At 57.1% G+C, this 15,281-nt stretch carries 11 protein-coding genes; 8 read left to right on the top strand and 3 right to left on the bottom strand.

The features are described from left to right. Positions 1-63 precede the first annotated feature (63 nt). From BGP77_RS06275 to BGP77_RS06265, 3 genes are read left to right on the top strand one after another with little or no spacing between them, the layout of a single operon-like run. Positions 64-1,797, top strand: a complete 1,734-nt coding sequence (locus BGP77_RS06275) for a potassium/proton antiporter (protein ID WP_199224207.1) — start codon at positions 64-66, stop codon at positions 1,795-1,797. A 50-nt stretch (positions 1,798-1,847) separates the two neighbouring features. Further along, the gene (locus BGP77_RS06270) at positions 1,848-4,475 is read left to right on the top strand and encodes an EAL domain-containing protein (protein WP_158269290.1); all 2,628 of its coding nucleotides are present in this window, start codon (positions 1,848-1,850) and stop codon (positions 4,473-4,475) included. Continuing rightward, positions 4,475-5,029, top strand: coding sequence for a DUF1415 domain-containing protein (locus BGP77_RS06265; RefSeq protein ID WP_108163858.1), 555 nt, complete (start codon positions 4,475-4,477; stop codon positions 5,027-5,029). The genes BGP77_RS06270 and BGP77_RS06265 overlap by 1 nt, the downstream gene beginning before the upstream one ends. On the opposite strand, the gene BGP77_RS06260 is transcribed toward BGP77_RS06265, so the two are convergent. The 3 genes from BGP77_RS06260 to BGP77_RS06250 form a co-directional block, all read right to left on the bottom strand. After that, positions 4,984-5,619: a lysoplasmalogenase gene (locus tag BGP77_RS06260; protein ID WP_158269289.1), complete on the bottom strand. Its 636-nt coding sequence runs from the start codon at positions 5,617-5,619 to the stop codon at positions 4,984-4,986. The genes BGP77_RS06265 and BGP77_RS06260 overlap by 46 nt on opposite strands. Next, the gene (locus BGP77_RS06255; RefSeq protein ID WP_146171203.1) at positions 5,616-6,542 is read right to left on the bottom strand and encodes a DMT family transporter; all 927 of its coding nucleotides are present in this window, start codon (positions 6,540-6,542) and stop codon (positions 5,616-5,618) included. The genes BGP77_RS06260 and BGP77_RS06255 overlap by 4 nt, the downstream gene beginning before the upstream one ends. Before the next feature lie 127 nt (positions 6,543-6,669). Next, complete coding sequence (locus BGP77_RS06250; RefSeq protein ID WP_158269288.1) at positions 6,670-8,085, bottom strand: methyl-accepting chemotaxis protein; 1,416 nt, start codon at positions 8,083-8,085, stop codon at positions 6,670-6,672. A gap of 197 nt (positions 8,086-8,282) precedes the next feature. Between BGP77_RS06250 and gtfA the strand changes: the two genes are divergently transcribed. The 5 genes from gtfA (at position 8,283) to BGP77_RS06225 (ending at position 15,239) form a co-directional block, all read left to right on the top strand. Beyond that, positions 8,283-9,758: a sucrose phosphorylase gene (gene gtfA / locus BGP77_RS06245; RefSeq protein WP_108163854.1), complete on the top strand. Its 1,476-nt coding sequence runs from the start codon at positions 8,283-8,285 to the stop codon at positions 9,756-9,758. A 261-nt stretch (positions 9,759-10,019) separates the two neighbouring features. Continuing rightward, positions 10,020-11,357: an ABC transporter substrate-binding protein gene (locus BGP77_RS06240; protein ID WP_233252313.1), complete on the top strand. Its 1,338-nt coding sequence runs from the start codon at positions 10,020-10,022 to the stop codon at positions 11,355-11,357. 105 nt (positions 11,358-11,462) lie between these two features. Further along, positions 11,463-12,470 (top strand): carbohydrate ABC transporter permease, encoded by a 1,008-nt coding sequence (locus tag BGP77_RS06235; protein ID WP_108163852.1) that lies wholly within the window; start codon positions 11,463-11,465, stop codon positions 12,468-12,470. 10 nt (positions 12,471-12,480) lie between these two features. Further along, entirely contained in the window at positions 12,481-13,632 is a 1,152-nt protein-coding gene (locus tag BGP77_RS06230; protein WP_108163851.1) for a carbohydrate ABC transporter permease, read from the top strand. A gap of 5 nt (positions 13,633-13,637) precedes the next feature. Next, positions 13,638-15,239: an alpha-amylase family glycosyl hydrolase gene (locus BGP77_RS06225; RefSeq protein ID WP_108163850.1), complete on the top strand. Its 1,602-nt coding sequence runs from the start codon at positions 13,638-13,640 to the stop codon at positions 15,237-15,239. Positions 15,240-15,281: the final 42 nt, after the last annotated feature.

Raw genomic sequence — 15,281 nt, 5'->3', positions numbered from 1 at the left:
CATCACTGCGTCACCGCCCGCCTTTGCGGTATGCTGAACGCTGACATGATTAAGGATTAGCGCGTGCCGTTAGATGCCAACCTCTTTTTACTGATCGCTGGCCTGCTGGTGTTGATCGGCATTCTGGCCAGCACACTGACCGTGCGTCTTGGCTTGCCCTTTCTGTTGCTGTTTCTGGCCATTGGCATGCTGGCCGGCGAAGACGGTTTGGGCCGAATCCCGTTCGATAATTTTGACCAGGCGTTCCTGGTCGGCAATCTGGCGCTGGCCATCATTCTGCTCGACGGCGGCATGCGCACCAAAACATCGACCTTCCGAGCGGCCTTTTGGCCATCCCTGTCATTGGCCACCGTCGGCGTGGTGCTGACCGCCAGTGCCTTGGGCGTTTTCGCCACCTGGCTGCTGGGCGTCAGCCCCCTCTTTGGCCTGTTATTGGGTGCCATTGTCGGCTCCACCGATGCCGCGGCGGTGTTCAATCTGTTGCGCAATTCCGGCATACGCCTGAATGAGCGGGTCGGCGGTACCCTGGAATTGGAGTCCGGCGCCAACGATCCGATGGCGATTCTGCTGGTCATTGTTATCGTCGATCTGATTCAAGGCGAGGCGGAACTGTCCTGGCTGCCCTTGGTGACATTATTGACGCAGCAATTTGCGCTGGGCGCGCTGATCGGTGTCGGCGGTGGCTGGCTGCTGGTGCGACTGGTGCAGCATCTGCGCCTGGCCGATGGTCTGCAGGCGTTGTTGGTGGTCTCGTTCGGACTGGTGGTCTTTGCCGGTGTGAACCGCCTGGGTGGCAGTGGTTATCTGGCGGTCTATCTGGTCGGATTGATGCTGGGCAATGCGCGTACCGGGCCATCTGAGCCGGTGTCGCAGATTATGGACGGTCTGGCCTGGCTGGCTCAGGCCGGTATGTTTTTGATTCTTGGTTTGCTGGTGGCGCCGAATGAAGTGTTTTACTTCGCGCCGACCGCGGGCGCCATCGCCGCCTTTTTGATTTTGATCGCCCGGCCGCTGGCGGTCATGCTTTGCTTACTGCCGTTTCGTTTTCAGTGGCGCGAGCGCTTTTACATCAGCTGGGTCGGGCTGCGCGGGGCGGTGCCCATTGTGCTGGCGGTTTATCCGGTAATGGCCGGCTTGTCGAATGCCCAATACATTTTCAATGTGACCTTTGCCGTGGTGTTGGTGTCGCTGCTGGTGCAGGGTTCAACCGTGCCGTTGATGGCGCGCTGGTTAAAAGTGCTGATTCCGCCGGCGCCGGCGCCGGCTAAGCGGCATCGCCTGGTCTCGAGTGATCAGATCACCCTGGAGGTCGATGAATTCCGCGTTGAACCCGATTCACCGGTGCTGTCACCGCTGTTTCGGGTCGGCGAAGACAATCCCATCAACCCAGCCATGATGGCGTTGGTGCGCGAAGGTCGGCCATTGCCACTCGATGGCAAAGTTGAACTGACGGCCGGTGACCGCGTCTGGATGCTGTTACGCAGCGAAGACGTCGACGACGTTGCCAGTCAATTCTCCAGTGAAACCCAGGGCGGTCTGCTCGCCAGCAATAACTTCTACGGGGAGTTTGTGTTGCACCCCGACGCCCAGTTGATTGACCTGGCCAGCGCCTATGGCCTCAACATCGACGACACCGAACGCTCACTGACCGTGTCCGGCCTGCTGCATCAGCGCTTAGGGCGTCACCCGGTGGTGGGCGATCGCACGCGTCTTGGCGCGGTTCGGCTCACTATCCGTCAAATGACTGGCGACCGCATCGAAACCGTTGGATTGAAGTTGTTACCTAGTGGTCACTAGTTGTCAGTTGTCTATACTCAGGGAACTATGTTCATGATCGGATGCCGACCATGCCCGCCCTGAGTCTGGTCCTCGCCATTGTTTTACTGGGCAGCACGTTTTACAGCTCGGACTTGTGGGTCGACGTCGCTCTGTCGTTGACGGCTTTGCTTTGCGTGGCTGTATCGATCTGGCGCGGCCGGCGGGGCCAGATGCTGTTGAAGCTGGCATTACTGGCCGCGGTTCCTGCGGTGCCCATGACCACCTGGCTGGAAGGCCTGGTGCTGGAGCTGCAGATCAGTTCCCGTCAAGCAGAGCTGGCCGACGATCTCAATGTCATCGCTAAGCGGGTAGAAAGCCAATTGGTGGTCAATCGCAGCCACTTGGATGCCGTCACATTGCTGGTCGCCAATGCCGACGACATCAGCCAAGCCGCTTACCTGCGCTGGCTGACCTATCTGATTCCAACCCAGAACTACACCTACCTGAACATCGCCATCACAAACGACCTGGTGATCACCCACGTCTATCCGCTGTCGGAACACAACCTGGCCATACAAGGTCTGGACATGCGCACGGTGCCCGAACAACGCACCGCCATTGAGTGGGTGATGCAACAACAACGGCCGCTGGTCGTCGGCCCCATTGAAACCCTGCAAGGCGATGAGGCGTTGATTTATCGCCTGCCCGTTCCGGGTCGATCAGAGATGATTGTGTCGGGCGTACTGTCGCTCGATCGGTTGCTGTCGAGAGCGGCCCTGGCCGGTTCACGCATTAATTTGCAACTGAACCTCAAGCGCGGCGACCAGAGCCACGAATTACTCACCGGCAATGAATTGGGCCCACGGGCGGTTCAAGCGCACTTCTTCCACTCCGGGTTCGATTGGCAATTTCAGGCCGAACCCGAACAAGGGTTCCAACCTTCTCCCTGGGCACCCTGGGGCGCTCGCGCTGTTGGCCTGGTGTTGTGGGGGTTCTTATTCGGCATCATCGGTTGGCAGCACCGCCTGATGCGCGTCCGCGATCGCGAACGCTTGCGTCTGAAGGCTCAGGAAAAAGAATTGCTGGAAGCTCAACGCCTGGGTCGCTTGGGTTCCTGGACCACGGATGATTACCGGCAGTTTTCGCTGTCCTCGCCGCTGGCGGAAATGCTCGGCACTGAGCGCGAGTGCCTGAGCGAAAAACAGATTCTCGGGTACATTTATGAACCCGACCGTGAATACGTTTTATCGCACATGCGCTTTATCCGCTCCGGTGAAGCAGGCTTTACACGTCTGGAACATCGGGTGATGACCGAAGAGGCATTAATCTGGGTAGAGCACAGCCTGGCCATCAATGCCGATGGTGAAATGTCTGGCATGGTGCGTGACATCACCGAAATTAAATCGACCGAAGCCGAGCTGAAAAAACTGGCGTACTACGACTCGCTGACGGGCGCGTCCAATCGTAATTTCTTCAGCAAACAGGTCCAGCAAGCGATCAGTTTGTCGCGCCGTCATGGCAACCATCTGGCGCTGATTATTATCGACCTTGACGACTTCAAAGCCGTCAATTCCAGCCACGGTCATTTCATTGGCGATGAAGTGCTTAAGGTGATGACCGATCGACTGGCGCGCTGCACCCGTCGTAGCGACAGCATTGCTCGGTTGTCAGGCGATCGCTTTGCCGCCTGTTTGCAAAACTTGAAAGACCCCAGCCACGCCATCTTTGTGGCCGATACCATTTTGAAGTCGGTGTCGGAGGTGTTGGAAATGGATGATCGGCGCATCAGCTTGACCGCTACGCTGGGCATCGCCACCTGCCCCGAAGACGATCAAGATTACGAAGGCCTGGTCAAAAAAGCGGAAATGGCGCTGCAAAAAGCCAAAGAAGTGGAGCGCGGTTTTTATCAGTTTTACTCCGATCAATTGAACCAGGAAAACGACCGGCGACAGGAAGTCATGCGTTTGTTGCCCAATGCCCTCAACAACAACGAGTTCCATCTGGTGCTACAACCCCGGGTTTCCAGTGTCGACAATCGCTGGTCAAGCATCGAAGTCTTGTTGCGCTGGGAAAGTGAAGTGCTGGGGTTTGTTTCCCCCGCCGAGTTTATTCCTTTGGCCGAAGGCAGCCACCTGATCGTCGATATTGGTAACTGGGTGATACGTGAAGCCCTGTCGCAGTTTGCCGCCAACCTGGATCGGCTGGAACCGGACGTGGTGATCTCCATTAATTTATCACCGCGACAGTTGGAGCATTCCGACCTGGTTCGCTACGTGGCCTCCGAAGTCCAGATGTCCGGTGTACCGGCCGAGCGGGTAGAGTTTGAAATTACTGAACACTCGGTGACGGAAGAATCGGAAACCACCCTGACCACTCTGACCGATCTGTCCGCCATGGGAATCCGCTTTGCGATGGACGATTTTGGCACCGGTTATTCCAATCTTGGCATGCTGCAATCGTTGCCACTGTCGGTGTTGAAAATCGATAAGCGCTTTGTGCAAAGCCTGACCGCCGGTGGCAAACATCTGGAGCTGGTGCGGGCCATCATTAATTTGGGTCACACCTTAGGATTAAGCGTGGTAGCCGAAGGCGTGGAAACCGAACAGGAAGTCAAAATTCTCACCGGCTTGGGCTGTGATGAATTACAAGGCTTTCACTTTTATCGCCCACAACGACTGGAAACGCTGCTGTCTCGCCCGGAGAAAACCACCGTCTGATGAACACCCAAGATCCTGTCATCCGTTCGGTTCACCACTGGGTGGAACGTCTCGTCGTCGGCGAAAACCTGTGCCCATTTGCCAAGCGGGAATTGGTTAAAAACAGCGTCCGTTTTGTGCATTGCAGCGCCAAAGACGAGGCCGATTTATTAGTCGATCTGGATGCGGAACTGAACCGACTGCAGGATAATCCAGAGATAGAAACAACCTTATTGATTCACCCACAAGCGCTGCTGGATTTTTTCGACTTCAATAACTTTCTCGACCAGGTCGATGCGTTGTTGCGATATAAAAATCTGGAAGGAGTATTCCAGATCGCAACGTTCCACCCGGACTATCAATTTGCCGGCACCGAACTGGACGATGCTGAAAATTACACCAACCGTTCGCCTTATCCTGTCTTGCATGTATTACGCGAAGCGTCACTTGAGAATGCCATCGAACGCTACCCGGATACGGCCGACATTCCACAGCGCAACATTGAGCGCATGGAAGCCATGGGTGTCTCTCAGTTAAAAGCCATTCTGGAAGATTGCGTCGCCCTGCCAGACTGAATCAATGCCTGCGTCAGTAACCATTGAGCCAGATAATAAGTCACCATAATGGCCCAGCCATGAGCTGGCAGGGCAACGGTGAACATCTCCAACGCAATCAGCGAATCGGACACAATAAAACAGGCCGCACCGGCAACTCCCGGCCACAAAGACTGACGGTTAAACAGCGCCGACAATCCCATACACACAATGGCCAGCAAATACGCGAAGACCGGCAGCTTCAAATTCCCCAGTACCGGCACGATCAACAGCAGTAAAGCAGCGCACCAAAGCAGCAGCATTAAAGCCGGCGCCAGCCGATCAGCGCGCCACTCGAATTGACGGGCAAAGAGCGCGGCGTAGCAAAGCTGAGCCACCAAAAAAGCCGCCAGACCCAGTTCAAACAGATCAAACGCCAGCAACACATCACCCACCGCACTGATGGCCAGCGCCCCCGTCAAACCCAGTACGCCGTTTTGCCAGGCCAGCACGGCAAGATAAACGATGGGCAAGGCTTTAATGACGGCGTCACCGGTGAAAGGCACCCACAGCATCGCTAAACAATAGAGCAGCGCCAGGCTTGCATAGGCCGATGATTGAAACGGCTTCATTCCAATGACTCCTTTGGCATTGTGGCGCGATGGCCCGCTTGCAGCAGTGTCAGGGCCACACCGATAACCACGCAGCCAATGCCCAACCATTGCACCGTCAGAACCGGCTGCCGCAAAACGACCAAGGTTAATAAGGCGTTAAACAGTGGCGCGGTGGTCATCATCAAACCGGCCATACTGGGGTTGCCATGACTGACGGCTTTGATCCAGGAAAAATACGCCACCAGTGATGGGAAGATCGCCACATAAAGCACCGCCCACCAAGCCGAACCGCTCGGTATTAAGGCGGTGCCGGTGAACCATCCGCTGAGCCAAAACGGCACAATAAACAGGCTGCCACTGCCGATCAGAAACGTCAGCAACCCCAGACCATTCACCTCGTGCGTCGGCACCGATTTCAACAACACCGAATAGCAGGACCAGCCAAGCAGGCCGAGAATGAACAAGAGGTCACCCCGCCAGCTTTGTTCATCCAAACTCAATCCCTGGCCCCGCGTAAGCACCAGGTACGCACCCAGCACGGCAATCAGTGCCGTCAACCATTGACCGGCGCTGAGCCGGCCCTGGCCAAACCAGCCGGAAAGAATAAAGATCATCACCGGCATCAAAGCGGTCAGCGCACCGATGTTCACCGGCTGGGTGTATTCCAGCGCCCAATACTGAAAACTGTTGTACAGGGTCACACTGAGGATCGACAGCGTCACCAGCTTGCGCCAATGCAGGCGGTACCACGACCACTGGCGTCGTAAGAACGGCACACCAAAGGGCGCAATGAACAACAGCGCCAGCCACCAGCGAAATTGCGACAAGGTAAACGCAGGGACAGAGGCAACGGCCAATTTGCCGACAATGGCATTGGTCGCCCAGAAAAAATTGGCCAGGACGGCAAAGCCGACCGCCACCAAAATGGCGCGATAGGACACGGTGACCTCGTTTTTATTGTGGTTCAAACGCGATGGTTCGAACGGATTGTTGTACGAATCGAGGTGCAGCAGTGTCCGGGTTTGCGGTCAGGCACGCAAGCAACGCAGGCGAACGCAGCAGCCCATCTCAGTCGGTGGTGGTCTGACGCAATTCTTCGGCGGCCTCCTGCAGGGCATCCGCCACTTCACCCAGAGTCGCCAATCGACCGGTCATGGATTCAACCGTCGCTAAAGACGTCGCACTGCTGTCGTTCAGCTCATGGCCACCGGCGGCCAGCGACTGCATTTCACGGGCGACGCGGCCGAGCTGCTCTTCCAATTCAGCAAAACGCTCACGCATCAACGCCACCTGATCGGCCACGGCTTGCACGCGCTGCTGGCTGTCTTCACTTTGGCTGATGCCACGGGTAATGCGTTCACCGCTTTCGGTCAGCAGGTCGCGAATTTCATTCGCCGACGTATCGGAGCTGAGCGACAGCGCACGCACTTCGTCAGCCACGACCGCAAAACCACGGCCATGCTCACCCGCGCGCGCCGCTTCAATCGACGCATTCAATGCCAAGAGGTTGGTGCGGGCAGCGATGTCACTGATCGCCTGAGACGCTTCTTCAATGCGATCGTTACTGGATTTAATGGCCGACATTTCTGCCACCAGTTCTGCTACCAGTTGCCGGGTCTGATCGGACTGTTCACGCGTGGCATCCAAAGACGTTCCCACCTGCGCCAAGGTCTGACCGCTGACGGTCATAATCTCATCCACCCGCGCCAGGCTGTCTGCCAGCTGCTGGCTGAGGCTGGCCTGACGACTGCTGACGTCGTTCAGCTCGGTCGATTCCAGATTCACCTGAGTGCGCACCGACGCCAGCTCCGAGGTGGCATCCACCAACCGCGTACTGACGTCACGAGTGCGATCCACTACTTGGCTCATACGACTGCTGGCCGTTTCCAGCCGATCGCTTTGCTCACTGGCCGCCAGTTCAGCGGCGCGGGCATCGTCCACGGCCTGAAGCGTGATGCGCTGCATATAAGCCTGACCCACCCAGATCATCATCACCGGCAACAGATACCCCACGACGATGTCGCGGTTCAAATCGCTGCCGGACAGCGGCGGTTCGGGAAATTCATGCCCGCTCAGCTTCAGCCATACAAAGAAGCCGGCAAAGCCCAGCATCAGTAACGACCAGACCGATCCCCACACCGGGTTGGTCATCATATAAGCCAGCACGATCAGCGTGACCAGCCACAGCAGATACTGCGAATCGATGCCGCCAAACAGGTAGGCCGAGAACAAAGCGTGAGTGGCCATACCGGCAATGGCCAGGTTCGACCCCAGCACCACCGAGAAACCAGCGCGAACCAACCAAGGCACCGGCAACACCAATGCCATCAAAATGACCGCCGTCACCTGCAAGCCGGTGACATCGAACGCGCGCCATTTGAGCAACGAATAAAGCCCAACCAGCACCGCCAGAAAACAGAACGCCACCACCGCCTTTTCGCGAACCAAATCGCCGTCGCGCCGTGGCAGAAACCAACGCACCATGTCGGCCTCCATCAATAAGGGATCGGCATTGTACCGGCAGCTCAGCGCCGAAACTTAGCGTTAAGCGGCCACTGTGTCGGTTAAGTCAAAGATCTCCCTCTTCGACCACTGCTTGTGCTTCTTTAACCACAGCTTAGGCTTTACTTAAACGTTTAAGATTTCTAAGGTTCGTGGCGACTCACCACAGAAGCCCGCCCATGCTCAACCAAGTTCAGCTGATTACCTACGTAGACCGCCTCAGCGGCAGTGACCTCAACGCCCTGCACAAACTCTTGCAAGGCCCGCTAGCGAACCTGTTCGGCGGCATCCATTTGCTGCCATTTTATACCCCCATCGACGGCAGTGACGCGGGCTTTGATCCGGACGACCATCTCAGTGTCGACCCTCGACTGGGCGACTGGAGCAAGGTTCGCGAACTGAGCCAGAACACGGCCGTCATGGCCGATTTAATCGTCAACCATCTGTCCAGTCGTTCACCGCAGTTCCTGGATGTTCAGGCGAACGGTCGCAACAGCCAGTGGCACGACTTATTTCTGACTTACGACCGGGTGTTTCCCGATGGCGCAACAGAAGCCGAACTGACAGCGATCTACCGACCCCGCCCGAGCCTGCCGTGGACGCCATACAACCTCGGCGGCGAAAAGCGCCTGCTGTGGACCACCTTTACCCCGCAGCAACTCGATATTGATGTCGAATCCGACGCGGGCTGGAGCTACTTAACCGCCATTCTTGACCGCTTCCGTGACGGCGGGGTGTCGATGATCCGTCTCGATGCCGCTGGCTACGCCATCAAACGCGCCGGCACCCGCTGCTTTATGTTGCCTGAGACGTTCGACTTTATTCATCGTCTGAGCGACGCAGCCTCCGAGCGCGGCATGGAAACCCTGGTTGAGATTCACAGCCACTATCAAACCCAGATCGACATCGCCGAACGCGTGGGTCGCGTTTACGACTTTGCGCTGCCGCCGCTGATCCTGCACGCGCTGTTCACCGGCGACGCCAAACCGCTGGCCAACTGGCTGGCCATATCACCGCGCAACTGCATTACCGTGCTCGATACACACGACGGCATCGGTGTCATGGACGTCGGCGCCGATGGCGACAAACCCGGCCTGCTGGCACCGCAAGCCATCGATCAACTGGTGGAAACCATTCACGAGCGCAGCCAGGGCGAAAGCCGGCTGGCGACCGGTGCGGCGGCGTCCAACCTCGACCTGTATCAGGTGAACTGCACCTATTACGCCGCTCTGGGCGAACGCGATGTCGATTATTTAATTGCCCGGGCGTTGCAGTTTTTCGCACCCGGCGTGCCTCAGGTGTACTACACCGGCCTGCTCGCCGGCAGCAACGATCTGGACCTGCTCCAGCGCACCAGCGTCGGCCGCGACATCAACCGCCACTATTATCAACCGGATGAACTGAGCACCGAACTGAAGCGTCCCGTGGTACAGCAACTGCTCGAATTGATCCGATTGCGCAACACTCATTCAGCGTTCGACGGGTCTTTTGACCTGGATCAGCCATCATCGTCTAGACTGCGGTTAGCGTGGTCACAGGGCGAGCAGCGTTTGGTGTTGGAGGTCGACTTCGAACAACCCGCCGCTCGCATTATTGAAGGCAGTTCGGAAACCCCCTTGATGAGTTGGTCCGCCAGCGAGTCGGGGCATGTTTGAGTTCAGTCCGCGTTCATTAGCGGCAACTAGGCTCAAAACACAGCAAGGTTGTTGCCGTTGTGTACGTTTGTTCTCTGCTGTTTAACGCTGATGATGAACAATCAGACTAAAAAGCGGGTGACAAACGTTCTTAAACGATTAAGCTATCGACCGTGCTTTCCAAGCCCAGCGTCTGTTATCACCCCCGGTGTGTGGCGCTGATTTTGAAAACGCGAACCATCCCATTGCACGAAAAGGGCTACAAAAATGACAAAATCCTTGATGAAAAAGACGCTCGTCGTCGCTATGTCAGCGGCTTTTGCTGCAGGCGCTGCTGCTGAGGAAAACCCAAGCCGTGGTTCCGGTGATTTCCACTGGGATTCACTGAATAAATTCGATGACATGGATCTGTCCGGTCAGACGGTTACCGTCGCCGGTCCTTGGTTGGCGCCGGAAAACGCCATCTTTAACGCCATCGTCAGCCACTTCGAAGAAGCCACCGGTGCGGATGTGCAGTACTCCGGTTCAGACAGCTTCGAACAACAAATTCGCATCGATCTCCAGGCCGGCTCTCCGCCCAACCTGGCGATCTTCCCGCAGCCAGGTCTGGCCTCCGATATGGCCAGCCAGGACCTGTTGGCACCGCTGTCTTCACAACTGCGTGAAGACGTTCTGGACAACTACGCGGCCGGTCAATCCTGGGTTGATCTGGGTACTTACGCCGACGCCAGCGGTAACGACAACTTCTACGGTGTCTTCTTCCGCGTCGACCTGAAGAGTCTGGTTTGGTACTCCCCGGACAACTTCGCCGACTACGGCTATGACGTTCCAGAATCCATGGAAGAGCTGATCGAACTGTCTGACCAGATGGTTGCCGATGGTCAAACACCTTGGTGTATCGGTCTGGGTAGCGGTGCTGCCACCGGCTGGCCGGCCACCGACTGGGTTGAAGACATGATGTTGCGTCTGCATGAGCCAGCGGTTTACGACCAGTGGGTCAGCAACGAAATCCCGTTCAACGATCCGCGCGTGGTTGAAGCCATCGAACTGTTCGGCGACTTCGCTAAGAACGACGACTACGTTCAAGGCGGCGCTCAGGCAGTTGGCTCTACCGACTTCCGCGAAAGCCCGAACGGCCTGTTCGACATCCCGCCGGGCTGCTTCATGCACCGTCAGGCGAGCTTCATCCCGGCCTTCTTCCCGGAAGGTACTGTTGTGGGTGAAGACATCGACTTCTTCTACTTGCCGGCTTTCGAGTCCAAAAACCTGGGTAACCCGGTACTGGGCGCAGGCACCGTTGTCACCATGCCGAAAGAAAACGAAGCGGCTGTGGCTCTGATGGAATACCTGACCACTCCGCTGGCGCATGAAATCTGGATGATCAACGGTGGCTTCCTGACACCGCACACCGGTGTGAACAACGATCTGTTCGCTAACGACACCCTGCGTCGTCAAGCTGAGATCCTGCAAAGCGCCGACACCTTCCGTTTCGATGGTTCTGACCTGATGCCTGGCGGCATCGGCGCAGGTGCCTTCTGGACCGGTATGGTCGATTACGTCAGTGGCGATTCTGCCGAAGACGTAGCTGACGACATCCAATCGGCCTGGGATAACCTCTAAGTCGAGGCCCCTTACCCGAGCCACGACGACTGCGGTCGTCGTACCCCGCCCGCCCCGTTCTTCGGGGCGGGCTGCTTTTAACCCCTTCTTGGTCAGGAGACAACTGTGGCTCAGCAAATTATCACGGCAGTGATTGCTATTGCCCTGGCAATAGGCCTCAGTGCCCTATTTTTTCTTGGATCGAACTATCTGCTGGACCGTTTCCTGTCCAGTGATTCGCTCAGCGGCGATGCCGCCCGGATGAAGCGCGATAACCTGCGCGAATCCATCCGTCCCTGGATCTTTATCGGTCCAGCGGTGCTTATTCTGCTTGTTTATCTGGTGTACCCCGTATTTGCCTCTTTGTGGTACTCCGTGCTCGATCGAAACGCCAACGAATTCGTCGGCCTGGCCAACTACGCCTGGGCCGTTCAGAACCCCAATTTCTGGGTGGCGGTTCGCAACAATATTTTATGGCTGATCTTTGTGCCGACCCTGGCGACCGGCTTTGGTTTGCTGATCGCCTATATGACCGACCGTCTGTGGTGGGGCAAGCTGGCGCGTACGCTGGTGTTTTTGCCGATGGCGATTTCTTTTGTCGGTGCCTCGGTGATCTGGAAATTTATTTACGATTACCGCGGTGTCGGTGAAGAGCAGATCGGTTTGCTCAACGCCATCGTTGTCGCGTTCGGTGCCGATCCGACCCCCTGGATTACGGTGCCGTTCTGGAACAACTTCCTGCTGATGATCATCCTGGTGTGGATTCAGACCGGTTTTGCCATGGTCATCCTCGGCGCCGCCATTCGCGGTGTGCCCGAAGACACCCTGGAAGCGGCGATCATCGAAGGCGCCAACCAGTTCTCCATCTTCTTCAAGATCGTGATCCCGCAGATTTTCGGCACCATCGTCGTGGTGTGGACCACCATCACCATTCTGGTGCTGAAGATCTTCGACATCGTCTTTGCCATGACCAACGGTCAGTGGGACACCAACGTGCTGGCCAACTTCATGTATGACCAGCTGTTCCGGGCCGGTGACATTGGTAAAGGGAGCGCCATCGCTCTGGTCATCATGTTCGCCGTGACGCCTGTCATGCTCTATAACATCCGGCGCGCGCGCCAGGACGAACAATAAGGAGCCGACCATGAGCAGCCATAACTCTTCGATTCTGACTGTCGGTGGCAAACACCTGACGGTATTTATCCTGGTCGCCCTCTGGACCATTCCAACACTGGGCCTGTTGATCAGCTCAGTGCGTGACAAAGACCAGCTGGCACAGACCGGTTGGTGGACGTCGTTGTCGGCCAGTGAAAGCAACGAGTTCTACCGCACGCCAACGGCCGAGGCGCAAAGCGAACAGAACGGTCAGTTCGTCATTGAAGGCAACATCTTCGATGTCGATCAGGGCAAAGAAGTGCAAAGCTGGAGCCTGCGTCCGACCGACCTGACGGCCTTTGCCGCCGGCGACACCACCACCCTGGACGACGGCTCGCAAATGACGCTCACCGCCGATGGCGACTTCAGCTGGGTGTCTGACGAACCGTTCAGCCACAACCGGGGCCAACGGGTGTTCTACATCGCCGAAGTACCGCCCATCTTCACCTTGCAGAACTACAAGGAAGTGATGGCGTCCGAAGGCGTCGGCCGTGCCTTTATCAACACCATGACCGTGACCTTGCCGTCCACCTTTATCCCCATTCTGATCGCCGCCTTTGCCGCCTACGCGCTGGCCTGGATGCGTTTCAAAGGCCGGATGCTGGTACTGGCGATGATCGTGGGTCTGCTGGTGGTACCGCTGCAAATCTCACTGATTCCGGTGCTGCGCATGTACACCACCCTGGGTGGCATTTTCGGTACTGAGCCGAAGTCTTACCCCGGTATCTGGCTGGCGCACACCGCCTTTGGTTTGTCGCTGGCGGTGTATCTGCTGCGTAACTATATGGCCGGTCTGCCCAAAGAAGTGATGGAATCCGCCCGGATGGACGGCGCCAGTCACTTCGATGTGTTCCGTACCATCGTGCTGCCGTTGTCACTGCCGGCGCTGGCGTCGTTCTCCATCTTCCAGTTCCTCTGGGTCTGGAACGACCTGCTGGTGGCGTTGGTGTTCCTCGGCCAGGGCGAAGGTAAAACGGTGATGACCGCTCAGTTGGTTGAGCTGCTGGGTTCACGCGGCGACAACTGGGAAATCCTCACTGCTGGTGCGTTCGTGACCATGATCGTGCCGTTGATCGTCTTCATTTCCATGCAACGTTATTTCGTTCGCGGCCTGCTGGCCGGTTCAGTCAAAGGAGGCTGATTTAAGTGTCATCCGATCTCAACTGGTGGCGCGGTGGCGTGATCTATCAGATCTACCCGCGCTCGTTCTTCGACAGCAACGGTGACGGTATCGGTGATATTCCCGGTGTCATTGCGCATCTGGATTACATCGCCGAGCTGGGCGTCGACGCCATCTGGCTGTCGCCGTTTTTCACCTCACCGATGAAGGACTTCGGTTACGACATCTCCGATTACAAAGATGTCGATCCGATGTTCGGTTCGCTGCACGACTTCAAACACTTAATTGAAGAAGCGCACCAGAAGGGATTGAAGGTCATCATCGACCAGGTTTACAGCCACACCTCAGACCAGCACCTGTGGTTTAAGGAAAGCCGCGAAAGTCGCGACAATCCCAAAGCCGACTGGTACGTCTGGGCGGACCCCAAACCCGATGGCACCGCACCGAACAATTGGCTGTCCCTGTTCGGTGGCCCGGCCTGGCAGTTCGATACTCGCCGTGGCCAGTACTTTATGCACAACTTCCTGGCCAGCCAGCCGGATCTGAACTTCCATAATCCGGATGTCCAAAACGCCATTCTCGACACCGCCCGCTTCTGGCTGGAGTTGGGTGTCGACGGTTTCCGTCTGGACGTGGTTAACATGTATTTCCACGATGCGGCGCTGACCGATAACGGTCTGGCCGACTCGCCGGAGAAACAGTTTGTCGGGGCCGACAAGGTGAATCCGTTCACCCGTCAGTATCACGTGAACCAAATGTGCCGCGACGAAAACCTCGATTTCCTCAAGCGCTTGCGTGCGGTCATGGATGAGTTCCCGGGCACCACCACCGTGGGTGAAATCGGCGCACCGGGCGGCATGAAATACATGGCGCAGTACACCTCGAACGGTGACAAGCTGCACATGGCTTACACCTTCGAATTGTTGGAAAAAGAACACAGCGTCGATTACATCCGCGGTACCATTGAACGGGTGGAACAAAACCTCGGCGATGGTTGGCCTTGTTTTGCGCTGAGTAACCACGATGTTGAGCGTTCGGCCAGTCGTTGGGGCAAAGACGCCGACGACCCCAAAGCCTATGTACGCACCACCTTAGGTTTGCTCGCCACCTTGCGCGGCAGCCCGTGCATTTATCAGGGTGAAGAGCTGGGCCTGCCCGAAGCTGAGGTGCCGTTCGAACTGCTGCAAGACCCGTTCGGTATCGAATTCTGGCCCGAATTCAAAGGCCGCGACGGCTGCCGGACACCGATTCCCTGGCTCAATGAAGCCATGGGCGGTTTCACCTCCGGCGGTCATCCCTGGTTGCCCATCGAGCCGATCCATCGTCAGCTGGCCGTGGGTGAGCAGGGCGTCGATACCGAATCCACGCTCAACTTCAGCCGTCAGTTATTGGCTTGGCGCCGTGAACATCCGGCACTGAAAGACGGCCGCTTTGAGTGGCTCGACAGCGACAAAGACCTGCTGCTGTTCCGGCGGGTGAACGATCAGGAAAGTCTGGTGATTGCCCTGAACATGACCAGCCGGGAATTGCCGGTTGAGGTCTCAGGCAGCGCTCAGACCGTCCCTGGTTTCCAAGCCGCAACCGGAGACCGAATTCCGGCTTACACTCTGGCAGCCTGGACCGAGTAAGCGGACGCCGGCCCTGGTGCCGGCGTTTTCCTGGCGGACAAT

Source organism: Saccharospirillum sp. MSK14-1 (assembly GCF_003054965.1).
In the GTDB taxonomy this organism is placed as follows: domain Bacteria; phylum Pseudomonadota; class Gammaproteobacteria; order Pseudomonadales; family Natronospirillaceae; genus Saccharospirillum.
Note: the sequence above shows the minus strand (reverse complement) of the source record. Positions and strands in the feature narration are given on the sequence as shown.